This is a genomic window from Kribbella sp. NPDC055071, from assembly GCF_053608045.1.
This window is the reverse complement of record NZ_JBSGUS010000015.1, coordinates 166,830-189,022: the sequence shown is the minus strand read 5'-3', so window position 1 is coordinate 189,022 and position 22,193 is coordinate 166,830. Positions and strand designations below refer to the sequence as shown.

Sequence of the window (22,193 nt, the reverse complement as noted above, 5' to 3'; positions counted from 1 at the left end):
TCGCCTATCTCAACAGACCCCTCCGACAATCCTCGGCGCGCACCCCGAGTACCTGACCATTAGCCGGAAACCGGACGGTCAATCGTTGGGATGCCAACGGACTTCGCGCAGATTGACGCGACCGTTGGTGACCCGGACGCCGTCCGAGCGCAGGTTGTGCAACTGCTCGTCGCCGACCTCGTCCGCGGGCACGCCGGAGGCGCGGATCACCCGCCACCACGGCACGCCACCGCCGTACTCGCGCATGATCGCGCCGACCTGCCGCGGGCCGCCCTGACCGACGTACTCCGCGATGTCGCCGTACGTCGCGACGCTGCCGGGTGGGATCGACTCGACCGCACGCAGCACCGCCTCGACGTACTCCTCCCTGTCCACGGACCAAATCTAGGCGAGAGGTGTGACAGCTTTCGCGAGCGGTTCGAGAACCGATGGCGACGCGTCCAGCGGGAGGTTGAGCACGACCAGGTCGACGCCTGCCTCGCCGTACGCCGCGGCCTGCGCGACCGCCGTGTCGAGGGACGCGTCCGGGTCGATCCGCACGTTCACCGAGCAGATGATCTCGTTGACGTCGCGGCCGACCTCCTCGCACCGCTGGACCAGGACGTCCTTGAGCTCCTTCCACTCTTGCGGAGTCTGGACGATCACGTTCCACTGCTGGGCCCACTTCGCGACTGCGCCCAGCGTGCGCTTGGGGCCCTTGCCGCCGATGGTGATCGGCGGGTGTGGCGTCTGCACGGACTTCGGCTCGCAGGACGCGTCGGTGAGCTTGATGTACTTGCCGTCGAAGTTCGCGACCTTCTCGGTCAGCAGGGCGATCATCGCCTGGGTGCCCTCGTCGAACCGGTCGAAACGCTCCTTCAGCGGCGGCAGTGGGATGCCGTAGGCCGCCGTCTCCATCTCGTTCCAGCCCGCGCCGATGCCGAGCTCGAGCCGCCCGTTCGAGATGATGTCGGTGGTCGCCGCCATGTTCGCCAGTACGGCGGGGTGCCGGTAGATCATCCCGGTCACCTGGCAGCCGACCCGGATCCGCTCGGTCGCCTCGGCCAGTGCGGCCAGTGTGGTCCACGCTTCGAGGTTGGGGCCGGCCATGTCGCCGGTGAGCGGGTAGAAGTGGTCCCAGTGCCACGCTGACTCGAAGATCTCGAACTGATCCGCCGCCACCCACACGTCCCGCATCTGCTGCCACGTCGTGTGTTCGGGCCTGGTCTTGATCGCAAACCGCATTACGGCCTCCTAAGTCACCGATACCGCCGCAATGGACAGTACCTCTCCCGCAGTGCGCGCCGGCCGCCGGCAACGGCCTGCCCGTTCGGGCACGGCACGCCGTCGCGGCCAACGGATCGAGCCGCGCCTCGACAGACTTGGGGAAAGCGTCAGGTGAGGGGATTCGATGCTGGGGGAACTACCACCGGAGATTGCCGAGGACACCTTCTGGACGAAGATCCCGCCGCCGGTACTGAGCATGATCGTCCTCGGCCTCGCGTTCGTCTTCGCGGCGGGGCTCGGGATGTGGGCGGACGACGGGTCGCCGGCCAGCGACGTGTTCGTCGGCAGCGTGCCCTGGACCGTCTGGCGGGCCGTCGCGGGTTCGGCCCTGGTGGTGTTCGCGCTGCTCTTCGTGCAGGCGATCAGGATCCTGCAGCACCCCAGCCGGTGGGGAATCTATCCGCCGCCCGGCCGCGGGTCGCGGTACCTGTACTGTGCGATCGCCGGAGTCGTCGTGGCTGCGACGATCGCGCTGGCCGATCCGGTCTCCGGCCCGGACCTCCCGGTGGTGAACCTGGGCGCCCGGACGAACGCCGTCCTGCTGGCCGCGCTCGTCGCCGCGATTCCGTGGCTCACGATCGTCTGGCTCGCGCATGCCGAATGCCGCGACCTCAAGAACGACGTCAACAAGCGCCCGACGGGACGGCCCGGTCAGGAGTACGCCGACGCGATGCGCGAGGAGACCGTGGACCCGGAGAGCTTCAAGAAGGCCGTCGAGCAACTCGAGGACCTGTGGAAGCTGGTGCTCACCAGCTCAGGAGCCTTCGCCATGGGTGTCGTCGCGGCGGTCGCTTCGGCCGGTGCGCTGCGGGCCGCGTTCGTCGCCGCGTATCCAGCCCGGCATGACGAGTTCCCACCGGCGAACGTGTTGCTGTTCGGCGGACTGTTCACGCTCGGCCTGTCGGTGATCGCCGTACCGATGGCCGTGGCGTGGCGGAATCGGGCTCAGCGACTCGTGGATCACGCCTGTCCACTACCCGCGGACGGGCGGCCGACCGTCGCGTGGTCGGAGGAACGGCATCGGGTCGAGCACATGCTGCATCTCGACATCCCGTTCGTACGCAACCCGCTGACCCTGATCAGCGTGACCGCGCCACTGCTGGTGAGTGCGTTGGCGGCGTTCCTCCCCATCGTCGCGAACTAGCGCAGCGTTGCGAGCCAGTCCCCGCCGGGAGAGTTAGTCGAGACCCAGGCGGGCGCGGACTTCCGGGCGGCGCAGGGGTGGGACGGTCTGGGGTGGGACACGGCGTTCGGGCATCTCGGCGAGCAGCGTCTCGGTGATCCGCGCGACCTCGGTGGCGGCGCGCTCGATCGGGCCGCGGGTGGTCGCGCTCAGTGAGCCGACGCCGGTCACCTTGCGCACGTACTGCAGTGCGGCCGCGTAGATCTCCTCAGAGGTCGCGGCCGGCTCGAGTCCCCGCAGGGTCGTGATGTTTCTGCACATGCCAAAACAGTAGACGGCCTGAGGGACAACTGGCGGGCAGTCTTCCTACAGGGTATTGACTTCCCTAATGGTCGTAGGTTTTCCTCATCCTATGAGCACCGCTGGACTGGATCGTCGGACGCGGCGTCGTCAGGAGACCATCGAGGAGATCCTGACGGTCGCCATCGAGCTGATGGAGACCGAGGGCGTCGCCGCGCTCAGCCTCTCCGCGGTGGCTCGGCGGCTCGGCATGCAACCACCGTCGCTGTACCAGTACTTCCCGTCCAAGATGGCCATCTACGACGCGCTCTTCCAGCGCGGCAACGAGTTGCTACGGGATGCGTATCGAACGGCGACCCCGGACAGCGACGACCAGCTCGAGGTCGGGCTGATGGCGGCGACCGCGTTCTGCCGGTGGTCCCTGGAGCACCAGGTGTACGCGCAACTGCTGTTCTGGCGGACGATTCCGGGCTTCGAGCCGAGTCCGGCGGCGTTCGCGCCGGCGCAGGACTCGATCCAGGACGTGCGGGATCACCTGCAGGCGACGATCGACGCCGGGCTCTTGCACCCGGACGCGGCAAGTGACGACGGCATTGCGCTGTACACCTCGATGCTGGCCGGACTGCTCTCGCAGCAGATGGCCAACGAGCCGAACGCATCCTTCGAGGACGGGCGTTTCATCAGGCTGCTGCCCGTCGTACTCGAAATGTTCTACCAACGCTATGCACCAACCAGGGGGAAACAATGAACGCAGTACTCGCGGAACAGATCGGACGAGCCGACCGAGCCACGTGCCGGGTCCACCGGGATGCGGAGCTCCAGGCCTGGCACGACCTACTGGCGTCGGTCGAGGGCGACGAGTGGCATCGCCGTACCGTTTGCGACGCCTGGGACGTCGCGGACATCGCCGGGCACCTGATCGGGCAGGCGGAGGACGTGATCACCCCGTGGTCGTTCCCGCGGCGCTTCCGGAAGAGCAAGCGGGTCTATCCCGACGCACCCCGGTTCGACGCTCACATGATGATCCAGGCCGACGAACACCGCGGTACGCCGCCGGCCGAGCTGCGGACGTCCTTCGATACCCGGTGGGCGAAAGCGACCCGCAAGATCTCGAGCGAACCGCAACTGATCCGGCGGTTCAGCATGCAGGTGGAGGACAACCCGCGGATGTCCCTCGGCTACATCCGCGACATCCTGCTGGCGCGCGATCTGTGGATGCATCGCGACGATGTCTGCCAGGCGCTCGGCCGGTCGTTCGACGCGGGGCCGTACGCGGCGGAGTTGATCGCGCAGGTGATCTACGATCTGGAGGCTTCCGGACCGTTCTGGGGAGAGCGGCCGGCCGTTGAGCTCGAGTTGACCGGCCAAGGCGGTGGGACCTATCGGCTCGGGAGGGGTGAGCCGGTCGGACGCGCGTCCGTCGACGCGGTCAGCTACATGCGGACGCTGTCCGGCCGCGACAACTCCCCAGTGATCACCGGCGATGCCGCCGCGGTCGAGCCCGTCAGCAACTGCCGGATGGACTTCTAGCACCGACGCCAGAACCCCCACAGAACAAGAGCAAGGAAAGAGAAGAGGATTATTCAGAACCCTCAAAGAAGAGGGTTATCAGAAGTTCTGAAGACCCAGAGCAAGAACGTTAAAAAGGCAGGAAAGAGAAAATAGAGAGGGCGCTGGGTGCCTGGCTGGGCAGGGCGCGCCGGTGGTGCTCGGCGGGTCAGAGTATGTGCAGGCATCGAGTCGTGGATCGTGGTCGGCCAGACACACCCCACCACGCCACAATCCACGACTCGAACCACCCAGCGGGCACGCAAGGCATCCGCACCCGGGGCTGCAGGCCATCACAATCGCCGTCCAACGGCAGAGTCACGCCTGAGCCGCACCGGAACCCTCGATTGTGATGGCCCGGAGGGCCCTGTGCGTAGGTGCGGCCAGTCGGTGGTCTGCGGGTGAGGGGCGCAGCGGCTCACCGCATGCGAGGGATCGGGGCGGCCGAGGACCAGTCACCGAGTGAGCGGGCTCCAGGCCATCACAATCCGCGGTTCCGGTGGGGGTCAGGCGTGAGTCGCCTGCTGGACGACGATTGTGATGGCCTGGAGGTCGGGTGCCGCTGCTTTGAATGCTCCCGTGACGAGCCGAGGGCGTCGATCAGTCAGCTGAACAGAGTCTGGTGCACGCCCTAGGCACGTCGTCGGTTCATCCACCACTGGCCGCGACCATGACGCCGACCCCAGCCAGGCACTCAACCACTCTTCCCTTTAGTGCTGGCGGCTTTTAGTAGGAGGGCTGGCTTGGGTCGATCTGGTCGACCCAGGCGACCACGCCGCCGCCGACGTGGACGGCGTCGGAGAAGCCGGCGCCCTTCGCGATCGCCAGCACCTCGGCCGAACGCACGCCGGACTTGCAGTGGAAGACCAGCTGCTTGTCCTGCGGCAGCTTCTCCAGCGCGACGCCGGTCTGGAAATCGGCCTTGGGGATCAGCACCGAGCCCGGGATCCGGTTGATCTCGTACTCGTTCGGCTCGCGGACGTCGATGAGCAGGAAGTCCTTCTCACCGTTGTCCTTGAGCTTGATCCACTCGCTCAGCTGCTTCACCGAGATCGTCGAACCGACGGCCGCGTCGGCCGCCTCCTCGGTGATCGCGCCGCAGAAGTCCTCGTAGTCGATCAGCTCGGTGACCGTCGGGTTCTCGCCGCAGATGGCGCAGTTCGGGTCCTTGCGGACCTTCAGGGCGCGCCAGTTCAGGTCGAGGGCCTCGTAGATGTTCAGCCGGCCGAGCGACGGGTCGCCGATGCCGGTGAGCAGCTTGATCGCCTCGGTCACCTGGGCCGCGCCGACGGACGCGCAGAGCACGCCCAGCACGCCGCCCTCGGCGCAGGACGGAACCATGCCGGGTGGCGGCGGCTCCGGGTACAGGCAGCGGTAGCACGGGCCGTGCTCGGCCCAGAACACGCTGACCTGGCCGTCGAAGCGGAAGATCGAGCCCCAGACGTACGGCTTGCCGAGCAGGACGGCGGCGTCGTTCACCAGGTAGCGGGTGGCGAAGTTGTCGGTGCCGTCGACGATCAGGTCGTACTGCTCGAAGATCTCGAAGACGTTGTCGTTGTCCAGCCGGGTCTCGTGCAGGACGACGTTCGTGTTCGGGTTGGTCTCGAGGATCGACTCACGGGCCGACTGGGCCTTGGACTTACCGATGTCGGACTGACCGTGGATGATCTGGCGCTGCAGGTTCGACTCGTCGACGGTGTCGAACTCGACGATGCCGAGCGTGCCGACACCGGCCGCGGCCAGGTAGAGCAGCGCCGGGCTGCCCAGACCGCCGGCCCCGATCACCAGGACCTTGGAGTTCTTCAGCCGCTTCTGCCCGGCCATCCCCACCTCGGGAATGATCAGGTGCCGCGAGTAGCGTCGCACCTCGTCGATGGTCAGCTCGTCGGCTGGTTCGACCAGCGGTGGCAGTGACACGTGTCGGCTCCTCAGGAAGACGTCGGACGGGATCTCCGGTTTTCAACCATCTGTCCCACCCCCATGTTCCCGCACAATCCAAACCCTCCCACCCCAGGTCCACATCCCGGTCCCCCCGTCTCACCCCCAGGCCTCCGGATATCGAGCGGGCCGGGCGCCCCCAGGGCGCCCGGCACGCTGTTCTTTTAGTCGTTGGCGCTGATGGTGACTACTGCTGTCAGCGGGGTTTTGATGATGACGTCCTGGGCGGTGGTGATGACCGCGGCGAAGGTCTCGGCCTTCTCCTTCAGTTTGTCGTCGAGGATCTTGACACCCAGCTCGCCGACGGTCTTGCCGGGCTCGACGAACCCGTCGATGGCCCGATCGGCCGGACCGGTCCCGTCGTCGTTCGGGGTGGTGTAGTCCTTCCGGAGCACCGCCGTCCCGTCCTTCACCTCACCGCTGAACGCGACGAACTTGTCGCTCGGCGCCGACAGCTTGACCGGCAGATTGACCACCCCGGCCTTCTCCGGCGTGGTCAGGTTCCCGATCGTCAGCGTCGGCGTCGGATCGTCGTCGAGCACGAGCCCGTGGCCGAACGACTTGTCCAGCAGACCCTCCGTCGGCGCCGACAGGACCAGGCTGAACGGCGTGTCATAGCTGTCCCGGGTGTTCCCGGTCACCGGCACGCTCACCTTCTGCCGCACCTGCCCCGGCTTGAAGACCAGCTTCGTCGCCACCGTCCCCACAGACTCACCGAGGTTGTCGCCGCTGGTCTCGGCGTACACACTGACCGGCCGGATGCTCGGCCGCGACATGGTGACGTAGAAGTCCATCGACTTGGTCCCGGAGTTGCCTTCCTTGACCGTCACGTCCGACGCGGACAGCTTCGGCAGCAACGCCGCCGGCGCCGAGAACCCCAGGCTGGGTGAGGAGAAGGACAGATCGCTGACGTAGGCCGAACCACTCGCGACCTTGTCGGTCCGTAGCTCGACCGCGCGCACATCCCGCAGATTCACCCCCTTGAGCGAGGTCAGTGGGATCCGGACCGTCCGCAGCAGGTTCTTCGGCAGTCCGTTCTCGTTGTTCCCCGGCATCCGCACCAGTGCGTCGCTGACCGCGGACACCGGTACGACGGCCGCCCCGCCATGCCCGTCGACCACTCTGACGCTGAGGTCGGTCTTGGGCGCCCCAACCGGGTCAGGCGCAGCCCGGAAGGTCAGTGCGGCAAAACGCCGTACGTCGCGCTGCGCAGCCGGCACGTTGAGCCGCACTACCCCATTGGTGCCGGTCCAGTTCAGCTTGGTGACCGCAGTGGTCGGCGTGTTGGCGGCGTACCAGGCCGCGGTCCAGTGCGGAGCGTTAGCCCAGTCATCCGAGATCATGCACGCCGCAGCCTTGGCCGCGGCGGCCCGCGCGTTGGCCGACGGCTGCACACCCGCACAGACGGTGGCCTTCACCTTGCCAGTGACGGCCCCAGCCGGCAGCGGCTGATCCAGGTGGTTGACGTCCCGCCGCGACTGCAGCGGTGCCTGCGACACCACTCGTACGACGGCCTTGCCGGCAGACGCTGCCCGTGAGTCAGACCCGTCCAGCAGCGGCAGGAACTGCTTCTCGTGTCCCAGCTGCAGCCGGAAGAACCCAGCAACGTACGCCGTACCGACGGCCTGCTGCTGCTTGGCGTTCAACCGGCCTGCGTACTTCGGTCCGCACGGGGACTCATTACCCTCCTCGAACCAGTCGTCATTGGACGGCGCCTCGGACTGGCCCGGCGTCCACTCGGTGTTGAAGAAGTTGTGGTTGGCGCCCATCACGGTGACGGTCGACCGCGGCGCGTCGTCGCCGGTGACGGAGTACCGACTGTCGTCGTAGAACTTCTGGCCTTCCAGGTCCGAGACGTCACCGTCGCAGTACGGCAGCACGACGCTCATCGCGACCCCCGGAACGGTGGCCCGGGCGAAGTCGGTCGGCGCGAGCGGCAGAACGGCGCGGATGCCGAACTGGCCGCCGCGGTCCGCGTTCAGCACCGCGGCGCGGGCGACACCCTCGCCACCTCGCGAGTGACCCATCAGTCCGATGTTCTGGAAGTCGATCTTGCCGACGTACTGCCGGCCGAACGGTCCACCGCCGACCGTGGCCCACTTCTTCCACAGTGCGAGGTGGTCGAGGATCAGCTCGCCTCGCGCCTGCGCACCGGAGTCGTAGACACCGCCGTCCCAGGCGTTGATGGCGTTGGCGCTGATGGACACGACCTGGTAGCCGTTGCTGGCCAGGGCGGTCGCGGGACCGTCGTACCCACGGAAGCTCGGGATCGGCTTCTGGTCCTTGGCGCACGGCCACGGCTTGTCACTCGGATCCTGGCCGTTCCCGCCGTAGCAGACCTCGTGCCGGCCGTGCAGGAAGATCACCAGCGGCCGCGGGCCGACCGCGCCCTTGGGTGTGTAGACCTTGCCGCGGATCTCGGACTTCTGACCGAGGCCCGGAAGGTAGACGGCCTCGTCGCCGAGGTTGTACTCCGACGTCTCGACTTTGTACTTGCCGAGCGCGCCGGGATCGTCCGTCAGCAACGGTCCGCGCGCTGCCTTCAGCCAGTCCGCGTCGGTCGGTCCGGTCGCCTGGGCGCGGCTCTTACCGCTCTTGCCGTTCTGCTTGCCAAGGTCACCGGACCAGATCAGGCTGACGTCGTGGGCCTTCAGAACGGCCGGGTCGGCGCTGGTCAGGGTGAGGGTCCGACGATCCGGCGACTGCTTGCCGATACCCAGCGGGACGCCGTCGACCGCGAGCAGCGGTAGCGACGCGCGCATCGGCGCCGGCGCGTCGAGGTGCAGGGTCAGTCGGTAGCCGCCGGCTACCGGTTCCACCCGCCAGTCGTTGCCTTTAGCAACCGATGGCGGAGTGGGCGTTGGCGCAGACGGCGGGGCTGCGTTGGCATTCAAGGTCCCCACAGCCAGCAGTGCGACCATCCCCAGCGACAGACTGCGTAATGCTCTGCCGATCACTCGCACAGTGGTCCTCTCGTTGTAGACGAACAGGTCGTTCGTCATGACTACTCGGGCGAGAGGAAAGTTGACCGGATCGGGTACTCAGCCGTGTCTCAGTCCTGCTTCAGCTGTGACTCGATCAGGAGATCAGTTGCCGGAACGCGCGTTCCACCTGTTCGGGGTGTTCCATCTGGGCGACGTGACCGGATCGGGGCAGGTAGAGCGAGCGCGCGTTCGGAAAAGTGCGCTGCGCCTTCATCCGGATCCTGGGGTCGACCAGCCGATCCCGGCCGCCGTAAATGAGCAGCACCGGGCACTGCACCTTTGCGGCGTCCGTCCACAGCGACCGGCGCGGCGGTGTCAGTGACGACCGCAGGAGACTCTTCGCGCCTTCCACCATCACCTGTCCGACCCAGGGATCGGTGTCGCGCCGTCGCAGCTCCGCCTCGTACGCCGCACGCACCTCAGGCGGCAGCGACCGTGGGTCACCGAACACCATCGACAGCGAGGCCTGGAACCGTCGGTCGAACGAAACCCGCCGACTCCGCTCCAGTACAGCGGGACCTATCCGCGGTGTGGCCAGAGCGGCGAACCACAGGGCGCTCGGAGACAGCCGCGGATGCGGCAGCGCAGGCGAGATCAGAGTCAGTGATGCGACCAGATCCGGACGCTGAGCGGCCAGTGTGACCGCTGCGGCCCCACCCATCGAGTTGCCGAAGACGTGGGCCGGCTGCCGCACCTCATGCTCCAGCAGCTCGATCAGTACGGCGGCCTGCTCGTGAATACCTGCAGTGCCGGCGATCGGCGTACGCCCGAATCCGGGCAGGTCTGGAGCCAGACCGCGGACGGTGTCGTTGAGCAGGAGACCGAGGGCCGTCCAGTTCAGCGAGGAGCCACCCAGTCCGTGCACGAACAGTGCGGGCGGCAGGTCCTCCGCCGCGCCCGGCACCTCGCGGACCAGCAGATCCACCCCATTGACCGGCACTCGCCGCGCAGGCCATTCCTGTGCCCCCAACGGCACCACATCCCCGGTTTCAGTCCCGGTTACTCGCCCGTAACTGTCCACATCCCCATGGTAGGACCCCCCAACCCGGAAAACTGCTCCTTGTGACCCAGTACCAACCTCCCCCCTTCGGAGCCGGCCCGCCGGCACAGCCACCGAAGCGCAAGCACCCCGTCCGCAACGCGGTCGTGATCGTCGTCGGGGCCATCGTCCTCGGCTTCCTCGGCATCCAGGGCGTGATCTGGGCCTACACCGGCGTGCGGTTGGCGGTGGCGTCGCAGGAGAAGCACGAGATCGTCTACAAGGTCTCCGGTTCGGGCACGTCGGCGGACATCCAGTACAAGAACCCGGACGAGTCCGACACCACCAGGTCGATCCAGCAACTGCCCTGGGAGAGTGAGACCAAGCATTTCAAGGGGCGGACGCAGATCTACTCGATCACGGCGGACCTGCCATCGGACTCGAAAGACACACTCCGCTGCGAGATCTGGGTGGACGGCGAACTGCTCGACAGCTCCGAGACCGTCGCGGGGACCGGCGTGTACTGTCTGCAAACCAACTGACCTGAGCCCCCGAGACGTCGGACTGGTGGAGACTGGGTGGCATGGCTGGTACGCCGTCGCAGGTGACTACTGAGGTTGATGGGCAGACTATGAAGCTCACCAACCTTGGCAAGGTGTTGTATCCGCGGACTGGGTTCACCAAGGCAGAGGTGATCGACTACTACCACCAGGTGGCGGAGCTGCTGCTTCCACACCTGTCGGACCGGCCCTTGACGCGCAAGAGGTGGCCGGACGGGACGGACGCCGCGTACTTCTTCGAAAAGAACGCACCGCGCGGTACGCCGGACTGGGTGCGGACCGTCACCCTGCCGACCCCAGGTAGCTCCACCGGGCGGGACGAGGCCGACTTCGTGGTCGCTGACGACGTACAGACCGTGGTTTGGCTGGCCAACCTCGCCGCACTCGAGTTACACGTGCCGCAGTGGCGGATCGGTCTGTCTGACCACGGCAAGGACCCAAAGGCCGATCTGATCGTGTTCGACCTTGATCCGGGTCCGGGTGCCTCCATCGTCGAGTGCTGCGACGTCGCGCTCGCGTTGCGCGAGCTGCTGAGCCACTACGGACTGGAGGGGTGGCCCAAGACGTCCGGAAACAAGGGCATGCACCTGTATGTCCCGATCGTGCCCGAGTCGTCCAGGAAGACCAGTGCGTTCGCCAAACAGCTCGCGGAGCAGCTGGCCGAGGCGCTGCCGGAGAGCGTGACCGCGAACATGACCAAGGCGCTCCGGCCCGGCAAGGTCTTCATCGACTGGAGCCAGAACGCCAGCGCAAAGACCACGCTGGCGCCGTACTCGCTCCGAGGCGCGGACGAGCCCCGCGTGTCCACCCCGATCGACTGGGACGAGGTGGCGTCGGCTACGAGCCCTGAGGAACTCAGGTTCCTCCCGCACGAGGTCCTGGCCCGGATCGAGGAGTACGGCGACGTCCTCGAGGGCCTGTACGACGATCCGCAGCCGCTACCCTCATAGCCGTCTGTCCAGGTGAGCGCTCCCACGGCGAATTCCGGTACCGCACGGTCGCTGAATCCTGGTTCGGCGGGGAAGCTACTGGCCGGGAGGACTGCTGGGTAGGATTCGGGGAACGACCCGGTGGCGGTAAGCCCGAGCCGCCGGGGCCGCACCATCGAAGGAGCCCACGTGTCGACGACACCCGAGACCGCGCCCAAGCGCGGCAGTCGCCTGCCCAGGCTGGCCCGTCGCGCTCAACTGCTCGAGGCGGCCCAGGAGGTCTTCGTCGCGAACGGGTACCACGCCGCCGCGATGGACGACATCGCCGACCGCGCCGGCGTCTCCAAGCCGGTCCTGTACCAGCACTTTCCCGGCAAGCTCGAGCTGTACCTGGCGCTGCTGGACACCTCGTGCGAGGCGATCATCGCCTCCGTCCGGGAGGCGCTGAAGTCGACCGAGGACAACAAGCTCCGGGTCGCGGCGACCATGCACGCGTTCTTCGAATACGTGGCGAACGCGCAGGGCGCCTTCCGGCTGGTGTTCGAGTCGGATCTGACCAACGAGCCCGCCGTTCGCGAGCGGGTCGACAAGGTGACGCAGGCCTGCGCCGAGGCGGTCTCCGAGGTGATCAGCGCCGACGCCGGCCTGAACCACGAGCAGTCGATGGTGCTGGCCGTCAGCCTGGTCGGTATGGCGCAGGTCAGCGCCCGCTACTGGCTCGCCTCCGGCAACCCGTCCCTCCCCCAGGAGCAGGCCGCCGACCTGGTCGCCTCCCTTGCCTGGCGAGGCATCCGAGGCTTCCCCCGCACCGACGCCTAACCCCACCCCCGCCACCTCACTGTCGTTGTCCGGCGCACCCTTCGACTCCTGAGTGTTCTGCTGTGGGCGGACGGGTGAGAGCTGGGGAGCGGTACCGGATAGGCTCGAAGTGTTGCCGGCGAGAGCCGCCGGTCGGAGCGTGCCCGGAGGGTTTCGTGGAGGTCAAGATCGGCGTACAACACGCCAATCGCGAGTTGGTGCTGGAGAGCGAGCAGAGCCCGGACGAGGTCCAGGAGCTGGTTGCGGAGGCCCTCGCCGGCAAGACCGGTCTGCTGCAGCTGACCGACGACAAGGGCCGCCGGGTGCTGATCCCGGCCGACCGGCTCGCGTACGTCGAGATCGGCGAGGTTTCGATCCGCAAGGTGGGATTCGGCGCGATCTGATCGCGGTCCGGACACAGTCGCGCGTGTCCGGGTTCCTGAGCCGGATCCAGGGGCACCATGGCGGTGAGACCTGCGTTGCCAGTGGTCTGGTAGCTACGGGGCGCCGGCCGAGGCGCAGGTCAGTCACCCCCTCAAGGAGGAACCGTGGGTTACTGGATCTGGATGATCATCGTCAGTCTGATCGCAGGCGTCATCTTCGGGCCGCTGGCCCGGTTGGTGCTCCCCGGCAAACAGAACATCAGCCTCGGCTGGACCATCCTGGGCGGCGGCATCGGCGCCTTCATCGGTGGTCTGATCGCGTACTTACTCGGTGTCAAGGACACCTCCGGCCCGGACTGGATCCAGTACCTGATCCAGATCGTCTGTGCCGCGATCGTCATCGCCGTCATCGCGGCCCGGAAGCCGAGAACAGCCTGACCCGTCTCACCCCAACGGCCGCCTCCCCTCTCGGGGGAGGGCGGCCGTTGTGATTTCAGGCTGTTGTGATTTCAGGCTGTTGTGACGACCTGCTTGTACAGCGACACCAGCTCGGTCGCGTGCGCCCGCGGGTCGAACCGGTACCGCACCGGCGGCCGCGGACTGTCGGTGTCGCGGAAGCTCCGCCCGATCACCGCGGCGAGGTCGGCCGGTTCGGCCTCGGCCAGGATCCGGGTCTCCTCGTGACCGCGCGCCAGCCAGGGGTCGACGACGATCAACGGGCAGCCGGCCGCTTCGGCCTCGTTGGCGACGAGCGACTGGGTCTCCGTCACTGACGCGATCACCACTGCGCTCGCGGCCGCGTAGTACCCGGCGAGCTCCGCGCGTGGCAGCACGCCCGGCAGACGGACGTTGGCGCCGATGCCGAGTCCGTCGATCAGCCCGGTCAGCCGACGTCGATCCCGGCACTGTCCGACCAGGACCAGGCAGGCGGTCGGGTGCGTGGTCAACAGGTGTGCGAACGCCCGCAGCAGCAGCTCGTCGTTCTTCTCGGCGCTGAGCCTGCCGACCGACAGCACGATCGGATCGCGGGGTCCGAGCCGCAAGGTACGGCGTACCTCGGCCACGCTGATCGACGCCGCAGGCAACGGAAGTGTGGGGCTCGGCAGCACCACAGTCCGGGCTTTGCAGCCCAGCTCGGTCAGGTGGTTCTGCACCTTGGCAGTGGGCGCGATGACCAGGTCGGCTCCACCGAGCAACCGCTGTACCGAGCTGGATCCGTCACCCGCGCGATAGCCGGGAGGTGCGCCGAGACCGAGCCGCCAGGTCTGGGCGGACAACCACATGCCGAACCGGATCTCGGCGTAGTGGCTCTGGTACGCGACCACATCGGTGTGCCAGGTCATGACGACGGGGATGCGTCGGCGCCAGGCGGCGTACAGTCCGGCGATTCCGACCGTACCGAGCGTGTGAACGTGGACCACGTCGTAGTCCGGTGCGGCGGTGGCTCGGGAGCCGGCCGGCGGCCAGACCGCGCCCAGCCGGTAGTCCCGGAACCACACGTTCGTCCCGGGCACCGAGCGGATCGGGAGTGCGGTGGTGCTGGTCTTCGTGTTGTACGGCGCTACTACGTCCAGCTGCACGCCTAGCTCGCGTAATGCGGTGCCGGCGGCCTCGATCGAGACGGCGACGCCATCGGCTCTTGGCAGCAGGGTGTCAGAGTAGATTCCGAGTCTGAGCGGCATTGCTCAAGCTTGGAGGCCCAATGCGGTCATCCGTGCCGTGTGCGCTTCGGTCAAGCGGGTGAACATTCGGCCAATGGCAGCCAGATCCAAGCCGGGGCGATCAACGCTGCCGGCCAGCAGCGCGGCCAACGAGTCGCGGTCCGCGGCGATCCGCTGCGCCTGGCTGAGCGCCTCGCCCACCAGGCGACGTCCCCACAGGGCCAGCCGGCCGCCGAGCTTCGGGTCCTCGTCGATCGCGGCGCGGACCCGGTCGACGACGAACTCGGCCTGACCGGAGTCGGCGAACACCTCGAGCACCAGGGCCCGGGTCTCCGCATCCACGAACGACGCGATCTCGCGGTAGAAGTCGTTCGCCAGGCCGTCCCCGACGTACGCCTTGACCAGGCCCTCGAGCCAGTCCGACGGCGCGGTGTGATCGTGGAAGGCGTCCAGCGGGGTGACGAACGGTCCCATCGCCTCCATCGGGTCCACGCCGAGCGCGACCAGGCGGTCCCGCAGTTGCGCGAAGTGCCCGAACTCGGTGGTCGCCAGCGCGGCGAGCTCCGCCTTGTCGTTCAGCGTCGGCGCCAGTTTGGCGTCCTCCGCCATCCGCTCGAACGCCGTGAGTTCGCCGTACGCGAGCACTCCCAGCAGATCCACCGCCGCGGCCCGGTAGGCGGGATCATCAAAGGCCGTCTGCTCCATGCCCGGCACCCTATCGGCCCACCCCCTCCCCCAGACCACCCCACACACAACAAACTCCGGCCCAGACCACTGCCGATTCAGTGGCGCAAACCACATTTCTCTCTTCTCTCTTTATTCTTTCCTTCCCTTGACTCCCGGCCGGAACGAGTGGCGCAAACCACATCAATCAGCGTTGACAGGCTGAGCGGTTACACTGGTGAGCGATTCGCCGGTGACGCGCCCACATGGGCAAGCTGGTGCGAGGTGCTTGCACAGTGTCCCCGCGCCTCACGATCGGGGCTGAGAAGCCCCAGGCGCCCGGCCACTTGAGCACACCTGTCCGTACCAAGCATGTGAGAGGCGATCAGCCTGACCACCTTCAGAGAACTCGGCGTGCTGCCCGAGATCTGCGACGCACTAGACCGCGTCAACATCAAAGAGCCATTCCCGATCCAGGAGATGACGCTCCCTGTCGCGTTGATGGGCACCGACCTGATCGGTCAGGCCCGCACCGGCACCGGCAAGACGCTCGGCTTCGGGATCCCGTTGCTGCAGCGCACCATCTCTCCCGGCGAGCCCGACTACGAGGAGCTCGCCGCCCCCGGCAAGCCGCAGGCCCTGGTCGTCACCCCGACCCGTGAGCTGACCATCCAGGTCGCCAAGGACCTCGAGACCGCGTCCACCGTGCGTTCGGTCCGGATCCTGACGATCTACGGCGGCGTCGCGTACGACCCGCAGCTGGACGCACTCAAGAGCGGCGTCGACGTCGTCGTCGGTACGCCGGGACGCCTGCTGGACCTCGCGAACCGCGGCGTCCTCGACCTCGGCCACATCAAGGTCCTGGTCCTGGACGAGGCCGACGAGATGCTCGACCTCGGGTTCCTGCCCGACGTGGAACGCATCCTGCGCAAGACCCCCGAGCTCCGGCAGACAATGTTGTTCTCGGCAACGATGCCGTCGGCCGTGATCGGGCTGGCTCGCACCCACATGCGGCACCCGCTGAACATCCGGGCCGAGTCGCACGAAGACACCGAGATGGTGCCGACGACCGCGCAGTTCGTCTACCGGGCGCACGACCTGGACAAGCCCGAGGTGGTGGCCCGGATCCTGCAGGCCGAGGACCGCGGCCGGGTGATGATCTTCTGCCGGACCAAGCGCGAGGCTTCCCGCCTCACCGACGACCTGATGGACCGCGGGTTCAAGGCGGCCGCGATCCACGGCGACCTGAACCAGCAGGCCCGGGAGCGGGCGCTGACCAGGTTCCGCGGCGACAAGATCGACGTACTGATCTGTACCGACGTCGCGGCCCGCGGAATCGACGTCGAGGGCGTCACGCACGTCATCAACAACACCTGCCCCGAGGACGAGAAGGCCTACATCCACCGGATCGGCCGGACCGGTCGGGCCGGGGCGAGCGGGATCGCGGTCACGTTCGTCGACTGGCCGGATCTGACTCGCTGGAAGACCATCAACAAGGCGCTCGACCTGCCGTACGACGAGCCGCAGGAGATCTACTCCACGTCACCCGAGCTGTACCACGACCTCGGCATCCCGACCGAGGCGAAGGGCCGGATCAAGCCGGCCCGCGAGCCCGGCGCGGCCGCCGCCGACGAGCGGCCGGCGCGTAAGCGGACCGAGGGACGGGGTGAACGGCGTACCGAGCGGGGCGAACGGCGTACCGAGCAGGGCGACGGGGACGGCGACCGCGCAACCGCGCGGAAGCGGAGCCGGACGCGCAAGCGGACCCGGTCCGGTGAGACGGTCGAGGCGAAGTCCGAGTCCGACGTCACCACCAAGACCCAGGTGCCGCCGACCGCGGAGTCGTCCACCGAGGCAGCCGAGGCACCGGCGGTCGAGACCGCAACCGCTGAGCGCAAGCCGCGCAAGCGGACGCGGACCCGCAAGACGGCGGAGGCGCCGGCGGTCCAGCAGGCAGCGGCCGAGCGGGCAGTTGGCGAGCAGGCGGTAGGCGAGCAGGCCGTAGACGAGCGGGCGGCGGCCGAGCAGCCTGCTGCCGAGAAGAAGCCGGCGGTTCGGAAGCGGGCAGCTGCGAAGAAGGCGGCACCGGCGCCGGAGACGGCCCGGACGATGCCGCTGTTCAGCGCGCCGGAGTGACCGTTTCCGAACGGTGATCTGAAGTCCGCAACACCCAGCCCCTCGTGGCGCGTTCTAGGACGAATCCACGAGAGAGGGGCTGGGTGATGAGGCGAACCGCAGGGGTGGCGCTGGCAGGGGTAGGGCTGGCGGCGCTGGGTCTGGCGCTGCTGGTCGGGTGCGGAGCCAGTGGCAACGACAGCGCGACCACGAGTGAGGGCGCGGCGGCGCCCGTTCTGCCAGGAGACGCGGGCGGCAAGGTCGCGCCGCAGAAACCCGACGCGGCCAGTCAGGGTCAGGCCCAAGGTCAGGGCCAAAGTCAGGCTCAGCCGACCATCACGCGGGCGATCATCAAGACCGGCTCGCTCACGATCAAGGTCGACGACGTCGCCGCCACCCGGCAGAAGGCGATCACCGCGATCGCCGGCCTCGACGGACAGGTCGCGTCAGAGGACACCGGCGGCGACACCGACGGCAAGATCACGCAGGTCAACCTCGTACTCAAAGTCCCGACCAAGTCGTACGACGCCGCAATCGACCGGCTCTCCGCACTCGGCGACCGCCTCGAGATCCACCAGGAATCCACCGACGTCACCGAGCAGGTGGTCGACGTGGCGAGCCGGATCGAGTCCCAGCGCGCGAGCCTGGACCGGATGCGCGCGCTGATGGCGAAGGCCAATACGGTCGGCGAGGTCGTCTCGGTCGAGAGCGAGCTCACCCGCCGCGAAGCGGACCTCGAATCCCTGCTCGCCAAGCAGAAGAACCTCGCCCTGCAGACCGACCTCGCCACGCTCACCCTGACCGTGACCGGCAAGGGCGAGCCCGTCGCCGCACCGGATCCGGATCGCGGTTTCCTGGCTGGGCTCAAGAGCGGTTGGCACGCGTTCACCGCCACGTTCGTCGCGCTGGGGACGGCGCTCGGCGCGGTCCTGCCGTTCCTGATCGTGCTCGCGATCATCGGCGTACCGCTGTGGCGTTTCCGGCATCGCCTGCGTCGTCAGAGGAGCGACGCGGCCAAGGTCCTGTAAGCCTTCGCACCGGCCGAGGTCGGTGCGGTGGTGAGGATGGTCTCGCCGATCGCGGGCGCCTCCGCGAACCGGATCGACTTCGGAATGGCCGGCTGCAGGACGTCGAGCGAGTACGTGTCCGCGATCGCCGCCAGCACAGCGCGGGCATGTGTCGTGCGCCCGTCGTACAGGGTCGGCAGTACGCCGAGCGTCCGCAGGCTCGGGTTGGTCAGCACCTGGACGTCGTGGATCGTGTCAAGTAGTTGCCCCACGCCCCGATGTGCCAATGTCTCGCACTGCAAGGGAATCAGCACTTCGGATGCCGCGGAGAGCCCGTTCACCGTGAGCAGTCCGAGCGTCGGCGGGCAGTCCACGATGATCCAGTCGTACGACGCACTCAGCGGCCGGAGTGCGGTCCGGAGGAACTGCTCCGGACTGTTCTCCTGCGCAAGCCGCACCTCCGCTGTAGCCAGCTCGATCGTGGCCGGCAGCAGATCCGGCGCATCGTCGAACTCGACCAGCACGTCCGGCGCGGACACCTTCCCGAGCAGCACGTGGTGGAGCGACTTGTCGAGGTCCTCGGGATCGATGCCGAGCGAGAACGTCAGGCAGGCCTGCGGATCGAGATCGACCACGAGCACGCGTTGACCGAGCTCGCTCAGGGCAGCGCCGAGCGTCGCGACGGTGGTCGTCTTGGCCACGCCGCCTTTCTGGTTCGCGACCGCGAGTGTGCGAGGCACGCCGCCATTGTGCCGCACCGCCGAGCGGTTACCCTCAATACTTGTGAGTACGCCGCGCACGATGACGCTGCCCGACGGGGTGCACCCCGCGACACTCGAGACCGACCGTGGCTCGTTCGCCACGCTGATGGCCGTGCCGCAGATCGGTACGCCGCTCGGCACCGTGTTGCTCGTGCCCGGGTGGACCGGCAGCAAAGAGGACTTCACTCCGCTGGTGGACCACCTCTGCCGGTACGGATGGCGGACCGTGGCTGTCGACCAGCGTGGTCAGTACGAAACTCCGGGGTCGACCGAGCGTTCGGCGTACACGCTGGAAGAGTTCGGCGCCGACGTCGTGGCGATGAGCAAGGCGCTCGGCGGGTACAGCCAGCTGGTCGGGCACTCGTTCGGCGGCCTGGTCGCTCGCGAGGCCGTGCTGACCGACCCGTCGGTGTTCTCGACGATCACGCTGCTGTGCTCGGGTCCGGCCGCGTTCACGGACGAGGTGACGCTGCAGGGCCTGCAGATGCTCGCGTTCGGGTTGGACAACCTGCCGATCGAGCAGGTGTACGACCTGAAGCTCGAGCACGACGTGAAGAATCCTGGGTACGTGCCGCCGCCGGAGGAGATCGGGGCGTTCCTGCGGAAGCGCTTCACGACCAACAACCCCGTCAGCCTCGCCGAGATCACCCGGCGGTTGATGGATTCCGAGGACAAGACCGATCGGCTGGCGAAGTCCGGCGTCCGCGCTCAGGTCGTGTACGGCGCCACCGACGACGGCTGGCCAATCACGGTGCAGCGCGCGATGGCGGAGACGCTGGGCGTCGAGGCGCAGGTCGTGCCCGATGCCGGTCACTCACCAGCGATCGAGCGGCCGGCCGCGACCGCCCGGCTGCTGGTCGACTTCTTCCACGACCGGTCGCAGTTCGACAACCTGGTCTAGCTCCGATGACTCGGTCTGGCTCGTTCAGCGGGTGGGCTTGACTGAGACGGTGAGCTGGAGGTTGTCCAGGCCGGCTGGGGTGAGCGCGGTTTTCAGGGCCTCGTCATACACGAGGGCGCCGATGGTCACCTTGTCGATGTCGGCCTCGCTCGCGGCGTAGACACCGAGGTTCTTCGGCATCAGGGCGCCGGCCGCGGTGATGATGCGGCTGAGGTCGGTCTGGCTCAGTTTGACCTGGTGGATGCAGAGGTTGCCGTCGTACACCTGCTGGAACGCTCTGCGGAAGGTCGCGAGGCTGCCGTGCGCGACGCCGACCGTGTACACCTCAGGCTCGCCGGGGAGGTGGCCGCTCGGGTAGAGCAGCCGAGGCTCGGAGGCCTGGTCCTTGTGGGCGTCGATGAACCTCGCGACCGCGACCTTGTCGATATTGTTCGGCGCGGTCTTCCACCCGCTGGCGGGTGTGGGGCACGGCACCTGGTCCGGCGACGGATGCCCTTCGAGCGAGGTCGACTCGGCTTGCGGCACGGTCTGGTCCGTGACCTCGATCGTCCGGTGCGTCCAGGTCCCGGTCAGAGTGGTGTAGCCGACGCGAACACCTTGGATCGTCTCGGCCACTCCGAGCCTGCCGGGGTCGAATCCCTTCAACGTCACGGCATACTGCGCCGGGCACGTCGGTGCCGCCTCCGGCCCGACCTGCGCGATCACCGGCTGCGGCACCGGCGCGCAGAGGATCGGCTCCCGACCGGGCGCGATGATCACCTGCCCGGCCGCCTGGACCCGATCGCCGTCGCGGACCAGCAGTTCGTCGTTCGGCATCTGGTTGCCTGAGGCAAACGCCTGCTCGGCGGCGCCGCTGGATCCGTCCGGAAGAACGACCACCGCGGCAGAACCCACCAACGCAACACCCGCAGCAACCAACGCCGGCACCCACCGCCGCGGCCCGCCACCCGTCGAATCCATTGCGCTCCCCTGCACCCGTCGCGTCCTTACCAGCATTTCAACGACCCCACCACCCCCAAGTCACACCCACCACCATTCCGCAACCAACCCGAGTTATCCACAGATCCCAAACCCACCCCACAACCCCACTCCAACTCCCTACCGTCAAAGAAGACGAAGGGAGCCCCATGCCACCCGCCCCAGACCCCACCACCCTCCACCAAGCCTTCACCACCACCCACCCCCTCGACTGGGGCCCCAACGCCCTCAGCGCCGCCGACATCGCGAATCTGCACGGAACAAAAGCGACCAGGAAGAGCCTCCAGTTACTCGAGCGCGCGGCCGCGATCGAGCCGCAGATAACATCCCAGTTCCTCGCCGCTGTCCCGCCCACGGCCTCGCCGTACCACCTGGACCGAAGAGTCAAGTCCCCTGAGTCCTTGGCCCGTAAGCTCCGGAACGAGCAAGGGACGGACGTTCGAGGGTCAGTCGACGATCTGCTCCGGTTCACGGTGCTGACGGCAACTCCGGACGAGCTCGTCACAGCAGCGCTGCAGACCGTGGACAAGCTGACCGGCAGCGGGTGGCGGGTCACCTTCGCGGTGCACTCCTACTCGGACGGCTCGCGGTACAAAGGTATTCACGCGTACCTGAAGACACCGGACAGCCCGCGGATCGAGGTTCAGGTGCACTCGGTCGCGTCTATCCAGGTCAAGGAGCTGACGACTCCGTGGTACGAGGTGGAGCGCAGCAGACATGCCACCGACGACGAGCGCGGAGAAGCCCGCCGGAAGTGCGTCGAGGCGTCCGCGCAACTGGAGCCACCGCCAGGAATCGACCACCTGGCGTCGCTTGGCGGGCGGCCAGTCGCGGTCCACAACTACAGTGATTCCCGACAGAAGGCGTCAGCGCTGGGGAACGACAGCCCTAGAGACAACCTGACGGCGCAAGGTGTCAAGCCGAAGTCAGGCCTCAACAAGAACGATGGGATAGCGCGATGAATCTCTTTCTGGTGACACAGGACGAGCGGCTTGTCTGGGTTGCCGCGTTGGCGAACGAGCACATGTATTCGTACGTCGCCAACACCGGCAAGTTCCACGACAACAATGCCCTGCGCAACGACTACTACATCGACCAACGTCTCAGTTACGAGGAGATCGGCAGCGCCGAGGCACGGCGGTTGATCGACCAAGGCGTCGGCACCCTCAACGAAGAAGACCACCCCGACGCCCTCGAAGAATGGCGCGCCGACCCCAAGCCGCTCGACCCTGCGGACGTTCTGTCCATCGCTGCCGGATATCACCGCTGAGTGGTTGGGGTGGAGCGGATTCGGGTGGG

General features: G+C 67.5%; 23 protein-coding genes. 13 read left to right on the top strand and 10 right to left on the bottom strand.

The window, feature by feature from the left end; genetic code table 11:
* Nucleotides 1–78: 78 nt before the first annotated feature.
* Nucleotides 79–375 carry an MGMT family protein gene (locus ACWF4Z_RS24900; RefSeq protein WP_452245540.1) on the bottom strand — a complete coding sequence of 99 codons (297 nt, stop codon included), beginning with the start codon at nucleotides 373–375 and terminating at the stop codon, nucleotides 79–81.
* A gap of 9 nt (nucleotides 376–384) precedes the next feature.
* The gene (locus ACWF4Z_RS24895) at nucleotides 385–1,224 is read right to left on the bottom strand and encodes a TIGR03560 family F420-dependent LLM class oxidoreductase (RefSeq protein WP_452245539.1); all 840 of its coding nucleotides are present in this window, start codon (nucleotides 1,222–1,224) and stop codon (nucleotides 385–387) included.
* Between the two features lie 166 nt (nucleotides 1,225–1,390).
* On the opposite strand from ACWF4Z_RS24895, the gene ACWF4Z_RS24890 reads away from it, so the two are divergent.
* Entirely contained in the window at nucleotides 1,391–2,410 is a 1,020-nt protein-coding gene (locus ACWF4Z_RS24890) for a hypothetical protein (RefSeq protein ID WP_452245538.1), read from the top strand.
* Between the two features lie 33 nt (nucleotides 2,411–2,443).
* Here the strand turns inward: ACWF4Z_RS24890 and ACWF4Z_RS24885 are convergent, their stop codons facing one another.
* The gene (locus ACWF4Z_RS24885) at nucleotides 2,444–2,710 is read right to left on the bottom strand and encodes a DUF2277 domain-containing protein (RefSeq protein ID WP_452245537.1); all 267 of its coding nucleotides are present in this window, start codon (nucleotides 2,708–2,710) and stop codon (nucleotides 2,444–2,446) included.
* 91 nt (nucleotides 2,711–2,801) lie between these two features.
* Here ACWF4Z_RS24885 and ACWF4Z_RS24880 point away from each other — a divergent pair, with 91 nt between their 5' ends.
* Together ACWF4Z_RS24880 and ACWF4Z_RS24875 are read left to right on the top strand one after the other, a co-directional pair.
* A complete protein-coding gene (locus ACWF4Z_RS24880) occupies nucleotides 2,802–3,437 on the top strand; it encodes a TetR/AcrR family transcriptional regulator (protein ID WP_452245536.1) in 636 nt (211 codons plus the stop codon).
* On the top strand, nucleotides 3,434–4,219 hold the full coding sequence (locus ACWF4Z_RS24875; protein ID WP_452245535.1) for a maleylpyruvate isomerase family mycothiol-dependent enzyme: 786 nt from the start codon (nucleotides 3,434–3,436) through the stop codon (nucleotides 4,217–4,219). Before ACWF4Z_RS24880 ends, ACWF4Z_RS24875 begins: the two co-directional genes overlap by 4 nt.
* 744 nt (nucleotides 4,220–4,963) lie before the next feature.
* On the opposite strand, the gene moeZ is transcribed toward ACWF4Z_RS24875, so the two are convergent.
* The 3 genes from moeZ to ACWF4Z_RS24860 all read right to left on the bottom strand — a co-directional run bounded on the left by moeZ (nucleotide 4,964) and on the right by ACWF4Z_RS24860 (nucleotide 10,180).
* Complete coding sequence (gene moeZ, locus ACWF4Z_RS24870; protein ID WP_452245534.1) at nucleotides 4,964–6,154, bottom strand: adenylyltransferase/sulfurtransferase MoeZ; 1,191 nt, start codon at nucleotides 6,152–6,154, stop codon at nucleotides 4,964–4,966.
* 185 nt (nucleotides 6,155–6,339) lie between these two features.
* Nucleotides 6,340–9,177 (bottom strand): Calx-beta domain-containing protein, encoded by a 2,838-nt coding sequence (locus ACWF4Z_RS24865; RefSeq protein WP_452245533.1) that lies wholly within the window; start codon nucleotides 9,175–9,177, stop codon nucleotides 6,340–6,342.
* A 76-nt stretch (nucleotides 9,178–9,253) separates the two neighbouring features.
* Nucleotides 9,254–10,180 (bottom strand): alpha/beta fold hydrolase, encoded by a 927-nt coding sequence (locus ACWF4Z_RS24860; protein ID WP_452245532.1) that lies wholly within the window; start codon nucleotides 10,178–10,180, stop codon nucleotides 9,254–9,256.
* Between the two features lie 41 nt (nucleotides 10,181–10,221).
* On the opposite strand from ACWF4Z_RS24860, the gene ACWF4Z_RS24855 reads away from it, so the two are divergent.
* The 5 genes from ACWF4Z_RS24855 (at nucleotide 10,222) to ACWF4Z_RS24835 (ending at nucleotide 13,246) form a co-directional block, all read left to right on the top strand.
* Nucleotides 10,222–10,680: an MmpS family transport accessory protein gene (locus ACWF4Z_RS24855; RefSeq protein WP_452245531.1), complete on the top strand. Its 459-nt coding sequence runs from the start codon at nucleotides 10,222–10,224 to the stop codon at nucleotides 10,678–10,680.
* 89 nt (nucleotides 10,681–10,769) lie between these two features.
* On the top strand, nucleotides 10,770–11,648 hold the full coding sequence (ligD, locus tag ACWF4Z_RS24850; protein ID WP_452245530.1) for a non-homologous end-joining DNA ligase: 879 nt from the start codon (nucleotides 10,770–10,772) through the stop codon (nucleotides 11,646–11,648).
* A gap of 168 nt (nucleotides 11,649–11,816) precedes the next feature.
* Nucleotides 11,817–12,446 (top strand): TetR/AcrR family transcriptional regulator, encoded by a 630-nt coding sequence (locus ACWF4Z_RS24845; protein ID WP_452245529.1) that lies wholly within the window; start codon nucleotides 11,817–11,819, stop codon nucleotides 12,444–12,446.
* A 155-nt stretch (nucleotides 12,447–12,601) separates the two neighbouring features.
* Nucleotides 12,602–12,829, top strand: a complete 228-nt coding sequence (locus ACWF4Z_RS24840) for a DUF3107 domain-containing protein (RefSeq protein ID WP_452245528.1) — start codon at nucleotides 12,602–12,604, stop codon at nucleotides 12,827–12,829.
* A 144-nt stretch (nucleotides 12,830–12,973) separates the two neighbouring features.
* Nucleotides 12,974–13,246: a GlsB/YeaQ/YmgE family stress response membrane protein gene (locus ACWF4Z_RS24835; RefSeq protein WP_452245527.1), complete on the top strand. Its 273-nt coding sequence runs from the start codon at nucleotides 12,974–12,976 to the stop codon at nucleotides 13,244–13,246.
* Nucleotides 13,247–13,317: 71 nt separating this feature from the next.
* Here the strand turns inward: ACWF4Z_RS24835 and ACWF4Z_RS24830 are convergent, their stop codons facing one another.
* Together ACWF4Z_RS24830 and ACWF4Z_RS24825 are read right to left on the bottom strand one after the other, a co-directional pair.
* Nucleotides 13,318–14,490, bottom strand: coding sequence for a glycosyltransferase (locus ACWF4Z_RS24830; protein ID WP_452245526.1), 1,173 nt, complete (start codon nucleotides 14,488–14,490; stop codon nucleotides 13,318–13,320).
* Between the two features lie 3 nt (nucleotides 14,491–14,493).
* Nucleotides 14,494–15,174 carry a ferritin-like fold-containing protein gene (locus tag ACWF4Z_RS24825; RefSeq protein WP_452245525.1) on the bottom strand — a complete coding sequence of 227 codons (681 nt, stop codon included), beginning with the start codon at nucleotides 15,172–15,174 and terminating at the stop codon, nucleotides 14,494–14,496.
* Between the two features lie 438 nt (nucleotides 15,175–15,612).
* Here ACWF4Z_RS24825 and ACWF4Z_RS24820 point away from each other — a divergent pair, with 438 nt between their 5' ends.
* The gene (locus tag ACWF4Z_RS24820) at nucleotides 15,613–17,268 is read left to right on the top strand and encodes a DEAD/DEAH box helicase (RefSeq protein ID WP_452245524.1); all 1,656 of its coding nucleotides are present in this window, start codon (nucleotides 15,613–15,615) and stop codon (nucleotides 17,266–17,268) included.
* 86 nt (nucleotides 17,269–17,354) lie between these two features.
* Entirely contained in the window at nucleotides 17,355–18,275 is a 921-nt protein-coding gene (locus tag ACWF4Z_RS24815) for a DUF4349 domain-containing protein (RefSeq protein ID WP_452245523.1), read from the top strand.
* Here ACWF4Z_RS24815 and ACWF4Z_RS24810 read toward each other — a convergent pair.
* Nucleotides 18,245–18,994, bottom strand: a complete 750-nt coding sequence (locus tag ACWF4Z_RS24810; RefSeq protein ID WP_452245522.1) for a ParA family protein — start codon at nucleotides 18,992–18,994, stop codon at nucleotides 18,245–18,247. The genes ACWF4Z_RS24815 and ACWF4Z_RS24810 overlap by 31 nt on opposite strands.
* 43 nt (nucleotides 18,995–19,037) lie before the next feature.
* On the opposite strand from ACWF4Z_RS24810, the gene ACWF4Z_RS24805 reads away from it, so the two are divergent.
* Nucleotides 19,038–19,916 carry an alpha/beta fold hydrolase gene (locus ACWF4Z_RS24805; RefSeq protein WP_452245521.1) on the top strand — a complete coding sequence of 293 codons (879 nt, stop codon included), beginning with the start codon at nucleotides 19,038–19,040 and terminating at the stop codon, nucleotides 19,914–19,916.
* A gap of 24 nt (nucleotides 19,917–19,940) precedes the next feature.
* Here ACWF4Z_RS24805 and ACWF4Z_RS24800 read toward each other — a convergent pair whose 3' ends face one another.
* Nucleotides 19,941–20,876, bottom strand: a complete 936-nt coding sequence (locus ACWF4Z_RS24800) for a hypothetical protein (RefSeq protein WP_452245520.1) — start codon at nucleotides 20,874–20,876, stop codon at nucleotides 19,941–19,943.
* 167 nt (nucleotides 20,877–21,043) lie between these two features.
* Here ACWF4Z_RS24800 and ACWF4Z_RS24795 point away from each other — a divergent pair, with 167 nt between their 5' ends.
* Together ACWF4Z_RS24795 and ACWF4Z_RS24790 are read left to right on the top strand one after the other, a co-directional pair.
* Nucleotides 21,044–21,856, top strand: coding sequence for a hypothetical protein (locus ACWF4Z_RS24795; RefSeq protein ID WP_452245519.1), 813 nt, complete (start codon nucleotides 21,044–21,046; stop codon nucleotides 21,854–21,856).
* A complete protein-coding gene (locus ACWF4Z_RS24790; RefSeq protein ID WP_452245518.1) occupies nucleotides 21,853–22,164 on the top strand; it encodes a hypothetical protein in 312 nt (103 codons plus the stop codon). The genes ACWF4Z_RS24795 and ACWF4Z_RS24790 overlap by 4 nt, the downstream gene beginning before the upstream one ends.
* The last annotated feature ends 29 nt before the right edge of the window (nucleotides 22,165–22,193 follow it).

What these genes read in the sequence shown, in the direction of transcription:
- ACWF4Z_RS24885 (WP_452245537.1), bottom strand. Translation starts at nt 2,710, where the DNA reads ATGTGCAGAAACATCACGACCCTGCGGGGACTCGAGCCGGCCGCGACC.
- ACWF4Z_RS24830 (WP_452245526.1), bottom strand. Translation starts at nt 14,490, where the DNA reads ATGCCGCTCAGACTCGGAATCTACTCTGACACCCTGCTGCCAAGAGCC.
- ACWF4Z_RS24880 (WP_452245536.1), top strand. Translation starts at nt 2,802, where the DNA reads ATGAGCACCGCTGGACTGGATCGTCGGACGCGGCGTCGTCAGGAGACC.
- ACWF4Z_RS24820 (WP_452245524.1), top strand. Translation starts at nt 15,613, where the DNA reads ATGACGCTCCCTGTCGCGTTGATGGGCACCGACCTGATCGGTCAGGCC.
- ACWF4Z_RS24890 (WP_452245538.1), top strand. Translation starts at nt 1,391, where the DNA reads ATGCTGGGGGAACTACCACCGGAGATTGCCGAGGACACCTTCTGGACG.
- ACWF4Z_RS24795 (WP_452245519.1), top strand. Translation starts at nt 21,044, where the DNA reads ATGCCACCCGCCCCAGACCCCACCACCCTCCACCAAGCCTTCACCACC.
- ACWF4Z_RS24815 (WP_452245523.1), top strand. Translation starts at nt 17,355, where the DNA reads ATGAGGCGAACCGCAGGGGTGGCGCTGGCAGGGGTAGGGCTGGCGGCG.
- ACWF4Z_RS24800 (WP_452245520.1), bottom strand. Translation starts at nt 20,876, where the DNA reads ATGGATTCGACGGGTGGCGGGCCGCGGCGGTGGGTGCCGGCGTTGGTT.
- ACWF4Z_RS24865 (WP_452245533.1), bottom strand. Translation starts at nt 9,177, where the DNA reads ATGACGAACGACCTGTTCGTCTACAACGAGAGGACCACTGTGCGAGTG.
- ACWF4Z_RS24875 (WP_452245535.1), top strand. Translation starts at nt 3,434, where the DNA reads ATGAACGCAGTACTCGCGGAACAGATCGGACGAGCCGACCGAGCCACG.
- ACWF4Z_RS24790 (WP_452245518.1), top strand. Translation starts at nt 21,853, where the DNA reads ATGAATCTCTTTCTGGTGACACAGGACGAGCGGCTTGTCTGGGTTGCC.
- ligD (WP_452245530.1), top strand. Translation starts at nt 10,770, where the DNA reads ATGAAGCTCACCAACCTTGGCAAGGTGTTGTATCCGCGGACTGGGTTC.
- ACWF4Z_RS24895 (WP_452245539.1), bottom strand. Translation starts at nt 1,224, where the DNA reads ATGCGGTTTGCGATCAAGACCAGGCCCGAACACACGACGTGGCAGCAG.
- ACWF4Z_RS24825 (WP_452245525.1), bottom strand. Translation starts at nt 15,174, where the DNA reads ATGGAGCAGACGGCCTTTGATGATCCCGCCTACCGGGCCGCGGCGGTG.